Origin of the sequence: Pseudohalioglobus lutimaris (assembly GCF_002866825.1) — a bacterium.
Taxonomy (GTDB): Bacteria; Pseudomonadota; Gammaproteobacteria; order Pseudomonadales; family Halieaceae; genus Halioglobus; species Halioglobus lutimaris.
Genome location: NZ_PKUS01000005.1, coordinates 271,020 through 283,738, shown reverse-complemented (window position 1 = coordinate 283,738; position 12,719 = coordinate 271,020). Strand labels below are relative to the sequence as shown.

Sequence of the window (12,719 nt, the reverse complement as noted above, 5' to 3'; positions counted from 1 at the left end):
GCCACCTTCACCGCCGGACGCCTCCTGACCTCCGCCGGATGCTCCGCCTTCCTCTGCGGCGCCTCCGCCGGTGCCAGCATCGGTGCCCTCCCCAGCGCCACCGCCGCCGTTTTCATCCCCATTCGCGTTGATGGCTTGCTCTGCACTCCCAAACAGACTCCAGTCTGCCACGCTATCGACGGGCGTACCCGCAGAAGACCCGGTGTTACTGCCGACAGACTCGGCCTCTACAGGCGCTCCCTCGTTGGCAGCAGGGTCAACTGGTTGGTTATTCGGCACCGACACGGGTGTTTTAGCGCTATCACCAGCCGCTTTCGGCTCCAACTCAGCTTCGCCATTGCTTGCCGTCGGCTCACTACCTGCAGAGGTACCTGCATCGGCGTCGGTATTGCTACCCGTATCAGCAACACCCTCTGATTCACTGGCTTGAGCAGCACTATTCCCGGAGAAAGCTGGCTGATTCTGCCCACTCTCTGCTGCACGCAGATCATCAGCGCTACCAGTGCGCGCGCTCGCGAGGCTCTCGCCGGCATCCTCCTTAAGGTCTGCGGGCTGCGAAAAGCTCGCCGTACTGGCTTCCGTCGCGCTTTGGGTTTGCGAGAAAACGGGATCAACAGCGTGATGGGTTCGCATTGCTGCGGCTGCGGAAGATAAACCTTCCTCGTCACCAGCACCCACTGAAGCTGGCGCGCGCGCAGTGTGCGCCCTCACATCATGTTCAGACGTATCAGTTCGGGGTGAATCGGTGTCGACCTGTTCCTGAATAGCCGGAGTCAGCAGCGCCTCATCGGCGTCCACCAGCCCATCATCCAACTCCGTTGATTTCTCCAGAAAGATATTCTGCAAAAACAGTTCTTCCTCAGTGGCTACCCCAGGTACAGCAGCGTCTGCAGTTTGTTCACTGCTATTGGCTTTCTTGTCTTCAAACGAAAACAGTTCGTTGCTGGCGCGGTCTCCATCGGAATGCTTTTTTTCACTCATAACTCTCACCTGTCGCTAAAGTTTCTGGCGCTTTGGTCGAAAAATCCATTAACAACGCAGCGCACGTTTGCTTGCACTCTGACAGATATTATCGGCAGATAAACGTGAGGCTTAAATAAAAAGTCATACTTTTTGCATTTATATCAAAGAGTTAGAGGCGCGAGAGCGGGTGCCCGGCCGAAACATGCCACCGCCGAAAAGCGTCGGACACTGACGACTATCAGGAGCTTGTTTTGCAGAATCACTCGCTACCCATGACCTGGCGCAGAGTAGATGTGATGGCCGCATCGTTTGCGATCAACCTACTGGCGCTCGCCTTACCGATCGTGATCCTTCAGTTTTATGACCGAATTATTCCTTATAAGTCCAACGGCACCTTTATCGCCCTGATGACGGGTATGTTCGTCGTGATAGTCCTGGACCTTATCTTGAAAACGCTGCGCTCCAAGATCCTCAGCTGGGAAGGCGCCCGCTTCGACCACCGCGCCGGCGTTGGCGCGATGGACCAGATTCTGCAGGCCGATACACTCTCCTTCGACGCGAAACCAGCCGGTTACTACATCGACAGAATCCATGCGCTGGAGAACATTCAGGAATTCTATTCTGGCCAGTCAATTCTACTGCTGATCGACCTGCCATTTGTCGTGCTCTATCTCGCGTTGATCGCCGTAATCGCCGGGCCGCTGGTGGCAATCCCAATCGTTCTGGTGCTCATTTTTCTCCTGGTGTCATGGAAGACAGGCAGCAGCCTCCACGCATCATTGAGCAATCGATCAACCATGGAAGACAGGCGACAGAACTTCGTCATAGAACTGCTGCAGGGTATCCATACGGCGAAGTCCATGGCCATGGAATCACTGATGATGCGTCGCTATGAACGCCTCCAATACCAGTCTGCTGAAAGCATCTACGACCTCAGCAAAATCAATAGTATCTCCAGCGGCGTCGGCGCAACATTTTCTCAACTGGCAATCATCAGTTTCGTCGGCATAGGGGCGGCGTCCGTGGTGTCTGGCGACCTGACCGTTGGTGCCCTGGCTGCTGGCACCATGTTGACCAGCCGCGTATTACAGCCAGGCCTGCGTGCAATGAGCGTCTGGACCCAGTTCCAGGGCGTGCGTCTGGCGATAGATAAAGTGAATGCGTTGTTTGCAATACCGCGCGAGAACTCAGGGGCGGTGAGCTGCGACAGCCGGGTCAAGGGCGCGATCGACGTAAAAAATGTCGATTTCAAGTATCCGGAGCAGGAAGAGCTGCTACTCAAGGGAGTGTCCCTGAGTATCAAACCCGGGGAAGCGATTGGCATCGCAGGAGACAATGGCGCAGGCAAAAGCACGCTGATCTCGCTGCTATCAGGCTTTATTAAGCCTCAAGCGGGTGAAATCCTCGTCGATGGCACGCCACTTGAGGAATTCAATATTGAGTTCCTGCGTTCGCAGATCGGCATCGTCCCGCAGCAAGGGGTGATCTTCGAAGGCACAATCCTTGAGAACATGACGCTTTACCGAGAGGGCGAAGCTGCTGAGCAGGCGATAAAACTAGCCGCAGAACTTGGGCTTGGCGAAATCGTCTCCAAGCTCCCGGACGGACTCGACACCTATATAGGAGGCTCAGCCGCGAGCAACCTCTCAGAAGGTGTCAGGCAGAAAATCATCATCGTCAGATCATTGGTGGGGAATCCGCGGATCATCCTGTTTGACGATGCAAATGCAAACTTTGATATCAAGAATGACAAGAAGTTGGTAAACGTGATCCAGTCGATGAAAGGTGATCGAACCATGGTTATCGTTTCTCATCGCCCCTCGGTGCTCAGGCTGTGTGACCGGTGTCTGGAGTTAAAGGGCGGCAGCCTGCATGAGGTCACCGACCAATTGGCCATGCAGCGTCCTGCAACGGCAAAACCGAAATTGACTGTGGCAGGAGCCTGAGCGAACCATGAATACCATCACTCAGAACATACCCGCTGAAAACCCCATTCTTCAGACGGGCTCGTTTGGCGACAGTAATGTCGATTCCCTGCGCGACGGTGACACGGAGGCCTTCGCAAAGGGCTCAGTGTTTGCCGCCTGCCTTCTTCCCATACTCACAGCCCTGGGTCGGGAGGGGATCAACCGGGAACTACTGGAATCCATGCCCCACTTCGCCGGTAAGCTCGACCTGACAGACCTCAGGAACATCCTGGTGAGTCAGGGCTATGTCAGCGATGCACAGACCCGGCGGATCAATGCTATTCCCGCAGAACTGTATCCGGTACTTTTCACCGCGCCGGGTGAAGACCCGAAAGTGCTCACAGAGCGCAACGGGGAATACATCGAGTACTACGACACAGGCACTCGAAGCTATCGGTCAGAGCTGGCAAAGTCCATGGACAACCCGGGCACAGCCTACGTGTTTACCGACAAAAGCCCCTCTCACGGCGTAAAGCAGAATCAAACCGCCAACGCCTGGTTCAGCACGATGCTATCCCGCTTTCGCGGAATGATCTGGCAGTTGCTGATGATCACCGGCGTGGTGAACGTCACCGCTCTGTGCGTGCCACTGTTCATTATGATGATTTACGACAAGGTTATTGGCGCACGGTCTCTCGACAGCCTGCCAATGATTCTGACCGGCGTCGGCATCCTGATGCTGTCGGACCTCATACTGCGGTACCAGAAGGCCAAGGCAATGGGTGCCATTGCGGGCAGAATGGACTATCTGATCGGCGTTGAAACCTTCAAACACCTGTTGCTCTTACCCCCAATGTTTACCGAACGCTCAACCGTCGCAGCACAGCTGGCAAGGCTGAAACAGTTCGACTCTCTACGCGACTTCTTCACCGGTCCCACGGCCGCACTGGTACTTGAACTGCCATTCCTGATCCTGTTTCTGGCCGTAGTGGCAATACTGGGCGGTGAAATCGCGTTCATTCCCCTGGCCATGCTGGCTGCCTTTGTGCTGCTAGGGGTGATTGCGCAACCGACGCTGAAACGTCGTGTTGAACGGTCCGGCAAGGCGCGTACAGACAAACAGGCCATGCTCATGCAGACCTTTGAGGGTCGACGCGAGATTAAGGCAATAGGCGGAGAAACCGTCTGGCGCGAACGTTTCCGCGAACTGTCTGGCGAAGCAGTCGAATCGAACTACCAGACGTTTATGGCCAATGCCCTCATGACCAACATCTCCCAGGCGTTGATGACCCTGGCCGGGGTCGGGGTTCTGGCCCTGGGAGCCGTAAAGGTCATGAACGGCACGATGTCAGTCGGTGCCCTGATCGCCACCATGACGCTGGCGTGGCGGGTGCTCACCCCATTACAGGGCCTGTTTCTCTCCTTCAGCCGGCTGCAGCAAATGAAGCAGTCCGTACAGCAAATCAACAGCCTGATGAAACTGAAACCGGAAAAGGACGAGAGCAACACCGAACTGCCCCAGGAGAAAATACAGGGCAACCTCAAGGTGTCGCGCGTCAGCTTCCGCTATGAGGCCGATAGAGACCCTGCACTGCTGGGCGTTTCCTTTGAAGCGAAGCCCGGTGAAATGATCGCCGTCGTGGGGTACACCGGATCCGGTAAATCCACACTGCTGAAGCTGATCGCCGGACTATATCGTCCACAAGCCGGGGCACTGCTGTTGGACGGCGTGGATTTACGGCAGCTTAACGCCATGGAACTGCGTCGTTCCATCGCCTATGTTCCTCAAGAACTGAAAATGTTTCACGGCACCATTGCCCAGAACATGCGCCTTAACAACTGTATGGCCAGTGATGAAGAGCTATACGCAGCCGCTGAAAAGGCCGGCATCCTGCGCGACATTCTGGCCTTACCCGCGGGCTTCAATACCCGATTGGGCGACAAGTCGATGAACCGCTACCCGCCAGGCTTCACTCGCTCACTGTCCATTGCAAGGGCCTTTACCAGCCGCGCAGAGGTTGTATTACTGGACGAGCCAGGCGCGTCACTCGATGGCGCCAGTGATGCGCGTTTCATGCGGCAATTGCAGAACCTGAAAGGTAAACACACTGTGGTTATGGTCAGTCACCGGCCAAGCCATGTGCGACTTGCAGACCGCGCCGTATTGCTGGACGAGGGTACGGTCAAACATGTTGGCACCCCGGAAGCCGCGATTGAACTAATGATGAGAGCAGAGACATGAACTATTCCGTTGAGCAACCTAAAAAGAAGTCTCACGCAGGCATGCCCCGCGCCAGAGCCCGCTTTCTTGCGCAGGCCATAGAACTGGAGGAACAGGGCATTGCAGACGTCGTGAAGGTATCTATCTACACCATCATGGCGCTGATTGCGGCCATTCTGGTCTGGATGAGCCTGACCGAGATCGGGGAAGTAACCGTAGCCAAGGGCAGCGTGGTACCCGCAGGTTATGTGCACAATATCCAACACCTTGAAGGCGGGATCGTAGACAGCATCAAGGTGCAGGATGGCGACCGTGTCGAAGCCGGAACAACGCTGGTAGTGTTTGCACCGCCGGCGTCTCAATCGGACCTGGATCAGTTGGCCATTCGTCAGACCATATTGCAGCTGGACATGGCCAGACTGAAGGCCCTGAAGAGCGGGGAAGATGCTGATTTCGGTGACTTTGCCCAGGACCACCCGGAGTTGGCCGTTAACGAAGAGCTGGCACTGAGAACGCAACGGGCCAGCCGAAACTCTGAGCGGGAACTCGCTGACGCCAGTATCGAGCAGCGCATGAGTGAGCTGACCCGCGCACGCAACCAGGTAACAGTCCTCAAGCGGGAGTCTGCGCTACTGCAGGAACAGGTTAATATTCGCCAGGAACTGGCCAAACGCAACGCTATTTCACAATCGGACCTGCTGCGAATGAAAAGTGAACACGCCTCTGCCCAGAGTGACCTGAAGTCTGCCGTTGACAGCGTTCTGGTCGCCTCACATGCTCTGACCGAGGAACGGAAAAGGCGTGCAGAACTGCTTGCACGCCAGGAAAAGGCTCTGGAGCACGAATTCGAACAGGCACAGAATGAACTCGCGACAGTCCACAGCGCGATGGTAAAAGCCAGGGACAAGGTGGATCGTCTGCGCGTTACTGCCCCGGTCACAGGCATTGTCCAGGGCATTGCCGTAAACACGATCAATGCTGTTGTCCAACCGGGCGAGGTGATTATGCAAATAGTGCCTGTGGAGGATGAACTGATTGTGGAATCACGCTTGATGCCCAACGAGGTAGGCTACGTGCGCGCCGGCCAATTGGCCGACGTACGCGTAGACAGCTTCGATTCAACGCGATACGGCACGATAAAGGGAACTGTACGGCAGGTATCTCCCTCCACTTACCTGGACGAGAACGCCAACCCCTATTACAAGGTCAAGGTTGGGCTGGAGCGTTCCTGGCTGGGAGAAGATCCGGCTCGAATGACCGTCATTCCCGGAATGAGCGTGCAGGTAGATATCCTTACCGGGTCCAAGACCATCATGCATTACCTGCTCAAGCCAGTGACTCGAGGCTTCCACAGCGCTTTCACGCAACGCTAGGGTAGCACTGTACTCATCCCCGGGCCCTGCAGCGTCCCTGGGCTCGCGCCAAATAGCCCTCGCCACCCTACCGGTGGCGAGTCTTGTCCCGGCATGTCGCTCTCATCGCCAGAAAAAGTCGCCCGCTTACTTTCCACCGCCGCACTGCTCGTGCCGGTCCAATTTAATATGATTTGGCAGGCTATCTTGAAAAGATAGAGCTCAACCTCCCAAAGCTGTGCCAAAATACCCTCACTCCAGTAAAGTGATTGCGTATGAAAGTTGGCAAGAGAAAAACCGACACCTTCGCGTTGATTCAGGAAGAGGCAGGAATCCATGTGGGCATTTCGGCCAGCCTTCCTCTCGCAGGCAGGCACGCAGCTCAGATTATGCAAGAGCAGTACACTCGCTGGCTGGAAAAAGGCCGGTTCAATGCCTGGGGGCAGTATAAACGCGATTACTTCACCGTCGCCGTAGGTGGCGGCAACACAGTCAAAGCGCAGTATCGCGCCTTGCTGGAAGTGCATACCTTCAGCGTTGACTGGCTCACGCGTGTGCGCTTTTTCTTCCTTGAAGAAAGCGCCGGAGACCCGGCCTGGGAGAGTGCAGAGCAGTCACTGATAATGAATTTTATCGTACCGCTAACCCGGAAATTGTGTAAACGCCGTGGCCGGCGAAACATTGCCCGTACGCTTGGCCTACCCAACGCCGCCGATGAGAACGATATCATTGATGCCGCCGTTTTCAGGCTGGTCAACCCGATCAACATGGCCCCTGTAAGCCAGGCACTGGACAGTGGCAACCGCCGCAAAGCCCTACAGCAGGCTCGTCTGGAGGCCCAGCGCTATGGCGATGACATACGCAGCAAGCTGGGTGAGTCCATGTCTTTCCACTGTATTGTTAGTGGAATAGGCAAGGAGGGTACGCTGGGCGCGTTTTCTCCGTACGTGAAGGAATTATCCTTACTCCAGCCTGACGCGTTGATACTAAAAGAGGATTCCGGCGCTCTGCGCATCGCCCTCAACCGCGGCGTGTTAACCAACGCTGAAAGGGTTTCCCTGATCGTGGCGGGAACTCATAAGCTGAAAGCCCTGGGCCGATTCGAAATGGAGGAAGCGGCTGACTTTGAACAGACGGTAATGGAAACCCCATTGCGTATGTTGCGTGTGAACCGTGATATAGCCGAAAAGGTCTATATATTCGCTGACGAGCAAGCCCTGAACTTTGACGAAACCGTGTTCGAATACAGCGAACGCGGCCAGGCGGTGCAGATCAAGGCTGAAACACGACCCGGGGATGAAGATAACGGTGTGCACATATTGCTGCTACACGGCTTTATGGGCTTGTTCAGCTTCGCCAATCTGCTGATCAGGTTGCCCAGCGCATGGACAGTTTCTGCTTTGCACCGGGGCAGCCGCGCCAAATTCCTGGAGAACGATGAGATATTTCCGCACTATGCGCTGGCGTTGCGCAAGGCAATTCTCAGCAACTGGCGCAGGGGCCGCCCGGTACCCATTGCCGGTCACTCTATCGCCGGGGTAATCTCCGATCACCTGCTGCTCTCGGTCCTGAATAGCTATGATGCAGAAATTCCTGCTTACGAGGACCTGGGCAAGGAAAACAAGCAGCTTATCGATGCACTTCGCGCCTCAGGAATCATCCACCTGGCGACCTGGTCGCCTTGCGATGGGCCGAATACCGGCGCCAACGTAAAATCCCTGGTCGACCACCTGCGGCGCAATACAGAGCTGGACTATGGTGGACTGGATCGCACCTATGACCTTGACCGCTCCGGGCGGCTTAGCCCAACTTATACGGAAGAACTCGCGGAGAGCGCTTCCAATATGGCCGCGTTGGACAAGTTCCTGAAACGTCGAATTTCCCGCCCCCTGATCAATGGCATGACCGTCGGATTGAGAAGCCTGTTAAACAACCAGACGGTTCAGCAGAGGATGCTTAACTCTGAAATGCCCTACGTTTTAAGGCTCGTTGGTGGGCGACTGCTGAAAACCGCGTCTCTCTATGGCCTGGCGAAGGAGGTGAACGCCGCCCTGCACGACCCGGTCGAATACCAGAATCGCCACCTGAAGGCGCTGGACGTTCTCCTTGCCTACGACATTCCATTCCTGGCGATAGTGCATGAAGACGACTTTCTGGTTTCCGCACGCAGGCACTCAGAAGAGCACCGCTATCTGGTCAAAGCTCGCATGGCCAGGGAAGGCGTCAGTAGAGAGGCCGACTTACAGATACCAGCTCGTCTGGTCATCCTGAAACGGGAGCAGAACGAGCTGGCGGCCGACCCACTGAACCCTCACTTACTGGTAATGTCCACCTCCCCCGAGGGCAACAGCATGGCTCGCCAGATCACCGCAGCCATGACTCGCTTTGTCAACGAGAACGTGTCCAGGGCGATCAAGGCAAAGTCGATAAAACACCTTCCCAGCATAAGCCTCTGGCAGCGCAAGCAAAAGCGACCCAAACGTCGCAAAGTAGCCTGACAGCATCTCCACGGGGTATCATGGGCCACAGCCTAATCAATCACAGGAATCCCGATCGTGAAACTGTTTTACTATAAAATAAGGGCCTTTGTCGTCACCTGGCTGTTACGGCTGCTACCACGCAATGCGCCCGTAGTATACATGGGGCCGGGCTCTGCACTGGTACTCGCGGAGCAGGTCTCCGTCCTGGGTTTACGCAAAGTGCTCATCGTTACTGATAATTTTCTGGGCTCGTCAGGCATCCTCGACGGGATCAAACAACAGCTGGACAATGATGGGGTAGCCTACGCGATATTCGACGGCGTACTCCCCGACCCCGCTTTTGACCAGGTGCAGGCCGGCGAGGCATTGCTGCGTACTGAACGATGCGATGCTGTCGTCGCAGTAGGCGGAGGTTCGGTGCTTGATGCCGCCAAGCTGATCGCTCTGCTGCACAACAATCCCGGCGATCTGCAATTCTTCGACGGGATACAGAAGTCGAAGAACCCGGGGTTGCCGCTGTTTGCCATTCCCACTACCGCCGGCACTGGCTCAGAGATCACCCTGGCGTCGGTTATCACCGATCCGGTAACCCATCGAAAAGTACCGGTGGTAGACAGCAAGCTGATCCCCGGATACGTCGCGCTGGACGCCGACATCATGAAAGGCATGCCTCCGGGCATTACCGCCGCCACCGGCATGGATGCACTGACCCACGCAGTAGAATCCTACCTGTCCAAAGCATCCAATGCTTCCACTGAACTGCAGGCGAAGGCCGCTATCAGATTGATATTTCAACACTTGACCAGGGCATGGCACGACGGCAACGACCTCAAAGCCCGGGATGCGATGGCCGTAGCCTCTTTCTACGCCGGTTCAGCGTTCGGCCGCACATCGGTAGGCTATGTCCACGGTGTGGCACATCAGCTGGGCAGGGTCTGCCATACACCCCACGGCAACGCCAACGCCATGGTATTGCCAGAAGTACTGGCGGCCTATGGCAATTGTATTCACCCACGGTTGGCAGACCTGGCTGTGCTGGTAGGGCTGGGGACTGAGACGGACCCGCCCTCCTCCCTGGCGCAGAAGTTTATCCAGGCCATTGTCGATATGCGTGCCGAGATGGAGCTACCGTTAAAGCCCAAAGGACTACAGGCGAGCGACGTGCCAGGCATTGTCGAAGATGCTCTGGCCGAGGCCGGAGACTTGTATCCCGTTCCAAGATATATGTCGGAAGCAGAGATTACAGCCATCGTCAGGGGCTTGCTTCCAGCGAACTGAGTCGCCTATCCTGAGCCCATCCTAATTCAAAAAGGAAAGCATCAATGGCCAAAGAGTTTACTGTCGGCAGTTTTTTGGGGCGGATGTTTTTCGCCATCGTTCTGGTCTTTGGAACGTACAACCCAACGGACTATTCCTATGTCAGTTGGATAATGGCGGAAGGCACTGAACTTGGCCCTATACAGGCTTTGGTGGGGGTCGTACTGCTGATCGCCTGGATTATCTATCTACGCGCAACCTTCCTGTCTATGGGCTGGCTGGGCATTATTCTGGGCGCTGCGCTGTTTGGTTGCGTGGTGTGGCTGTTTGTAGACCTGGGCTGGCTAAGCATTGATTCGAGCAGTGCAATAAGCTGGGTGGCTCTGATACTGGTAGCTTTCTTGCTGGCCGTAGGTATGTCGTGGTCTCATGTGCGGCGTCGCCTGACCGGGCAATTCGATGTGGACGACATCGAAGACTGACGCTTCAGGAGGACTTTTCAGGAAAAAGTTCTTTCACGTTAGATGTAACTGCGGGAACTTTGGGCTGGGCGCCCTGCTCAGCCTGTTTGTTCCACAGGTAGTCATGGCGCACTTCCTGTTCGCTGAAACCACTGACAGCTTTACGCAACACGGCAGTGATGCCCGCGCAGTCCAGGGCATCACAGCAGCGCATTAACTCAGCAACATATCCATGTATCTGGCCGAAGGACAGACACTCCTCCTGTGCACGCATTATCATCGGGTGACCCGTGCCGGCCACGTTACTACCCAGCAACAACTCTTCATAGAGTTTCTCGCCAGGTCGCAGGCCGATAAATTCGATATCGATATGATGGCCGACGTGATCGTCGTGATCCATCTCGTAGCCGCTGAGACGAATCATCCGCCGGGCCAGATCAACGATCCTGACGGGCTCACCCATATCCAGAACAAACACGTCGCCACCAGTACCCATTGCGCCGGCCTGCAGGACCAGTTGGGCTGCCTCGGCAATACTCATAAAATAACGTGTGACTTCAGGGTGCGTGACCGTAACCGGTCCTCCGCGTTCAATCTGTTCACGGAACAGCGGCACTACCGACCCGGATGAACCGAGAACGTTACCGAAGCGCACCATGCAGAAGCGCGTTTTGGTTTCGCGCTGTGCGAGTCCCTGCAGCAACATTTCTGCAAATCGCTTGGAAGCCCCCATAATGTTGGTTGGGCGAACCGCTTTGTCAGTGGAGACGAGCACAAAGGTATCAACCCCGGCCTTTCGCGCTGCCTCAGCGGCATACCAGGTGCCAAACACATTGTTCGCCACACCTTCCGCGACATTATATTCGACCATGGGCACGTGCTTATAAGCTGCGGCATGGTAAACCGTTTGCACCTGATAGGTGCGATAAACATTTTCCAGCCTGCGACCGTCCTGAACCGAGCCCAGCAGCGAAACCAACTCACAATTAAGCCCTGCCGATTCCATTAACTCGCGCAATTCTCGCTCAATGTTGTAAAGCGCGATCTCAGAATTATCCAGCAGCACCAACTCACGTGGCCCCGACTTCACAATCTGTCGGCACAGCTCTGACCCTATGGAGCCACCTGCACCGGTCACCATCACTACCTTTTCGGTAATACAACGGTCAATCAATTCAGGGTGCGGTGGCACCGGGTCGCGACCGAGCAGGTCGTCCAGGTCGACATCCTGAATTTGATTGACGCTTGCCTCACCAGCCACCAGGGCCGCAATCCGCGGCACGGTGCGCACATAAACAGGCAGACCGACGAGCGAGGTAATAATTTCCTTGCGTCGATCAGCGGATGCAGAGGGGATCGCCAGCAACACCTGGGTAATGTCGTATTCGGCGATAAGCTGCTCAATTTCTTCCGGGCGCGCGACCTGCAAACCATTGATAACGGAATGATGGAGACGCTGGTCGTCATCCACAAATACCACTGGACGATACTGATCGCCGTGGTTCAGCGCCGTGAGCAACTGCCGCCCTGACTCACCCGCCCCGTAAATGATGACGTTTTCTGAAAGTGAACGCAGCTTGGCCTGATAATAGGCGCGCACGCTCAAGCGGGTGCCGCCAATACCCAGCATTGCGAGCCCCCAGTAGATAAAGGGCATCGAGCGTGGGACGTCGGCCTGGGTAAAAAATACTGTAGCGCCCAGAACGAGCGAGGAATAGCTGACGGCGGTGATTACCGCCCAGATTGCCTGTTGCCCCATGAAACGAATGACCGCTCGATAGAGACCCAAACGAAGAAAGATTATGGCGCTTGCCAGAACCGTGAAAGCGGCGCAGAAGATCTCAACAGGGCCAAGCGTGAAGTCAAGGTGGCCGAAGCGGAAGGCAACCGCTGACCACATAGCCAACGTCACAAAGCCCATGTCCAGGGCAAGAAGACAGGCCTGTTTGATATTCCTGGGCAGTTCGACGAGTTTTTCCAGACCGCCGCTGAAGCTGCCGAAGATTCCGGAAGCTGCGCGCATAACGATACGGCCAAAATAGTTCAGCAAGCCCCTTCCTCACTCTGTACGGTCTAAA

At 55.8% G+C, this 12,719-nt stretch carries 8 protein-coding genes; 6 read left to right on the top strand and 2 right to left on the bottom strand.

Going from position 1 to position 12,719, the window contains the following annotated elements; all coding sequences use genetic code 11:
* A partial coding sequence (locus tag C0039_RS07180; protein ID WP_207796389.1) for a hypothetical protein occupies nucleotides 1–981 on the bottom strand: 981 nt, incomplete at its 3' end.
* A gap of 233 nt (nucleotides 982–1,214) precedes the next feature.
* On the opposite strand from C0039_RS07180, the gene C0039_RS07175 reads away from it, so the two are divergent.
* The 6 genes from C0039_RS07175 (at nucleotide 1,215) to C0039_RS07145 (ending at nucleotide 10,662) form a co-directional block, all read left to right on the top strand.
* Entirely contained in the window at nucleotides 1,215–2,909 is a 1,695-nt protein-coding gene (locus tag C0039_RS07175; protein ID WP_133125957.1) for a peptidase domain-containing ABC transporter, read from the top strand.
* A 7-nt stretch (nucleotides 2,910–2,916) separates the two neighbouring features.
* The gene (locus tag C0039_RS07170) at nucleotides 2,917–5,112 is read left to right on the top strand and encodes a peptidase domain-containing ABC transporter (protein ID WP_101517679.1); all 2,196 of its coding nucleotides are present in this window, start codon (nucleotides 2,917–2,919) and stop codon (nucleotides 5,110–5,112) included.
* Complete coding sequence (locus C0039_RS07165) at nucleotides 5,109–6,464, top strand: HlyD family type I secretion periplasmic adaptor subunit (protein WP_101517678.1); 1,356 nt, start codon at nucleotides 5,109–5,111, stop codon at nucleotides 6,462–6,464. Before C0039_RS07170 ends, C0039_RS07165 begins: the two co-directional genes overlap by 4 nt.
* Nucleotides 6,465–6,718: 254 nt before the next feature.
* A complete protein-coding gene (locus tag C0039_RS07155) occupies nucleotides 6,719–8,941 on the top strand; it encodes a sugar phosphate isomerase family (RefSeq protein WP_133125956.1) in 2,223 nt (740 codons plus the stop codon).
* Between the two features lie 57 nt (nucleotides 8,942–8,998).
* On the top strand, nucleotides 8,999–10,201 hold the full coding sequence (locus C0039_RS07150) for an iron-containing alcohol dehydrogenase (protein WP_243391571.1): 1,203 nt from the start codon (nucleotides 8,999–9,001) through the stop codon (nucleotides 10,199–10,201).
* A gap of 44 nt (nucleotides 10,202–10,245) precedes the next feature.
* Entirely contained in the window at nucleotides 10,246–10,662 is a 417-nt protein-coding gene (locus C0039_RS07145; RefSeq protein WP_076001667.1) for a DUF6524 family protein, read from the top strand.
* A gap of 4 nt (nucleotides 10,663–10,666) precedes the next feature.
* Here C0039_RS07145 and C0039_RS07140 read toward each other — a convergent pair whose 3' ends face one another.
* On the bottom strand, nucleotides 10,667–12,664 hold the full coding sequence (locus C0039_RS07140) for a polysaccharide biosynthesis protein (RefSeq protein ID WP_076002460.1): 1,998 nt from the start codon (nucleotides 12,662–12,664) through the stop codon (nucleotides 10,667–10,669).
* Nucleotides 12,665–12,719: the final 55 nt, after the last annotated feature.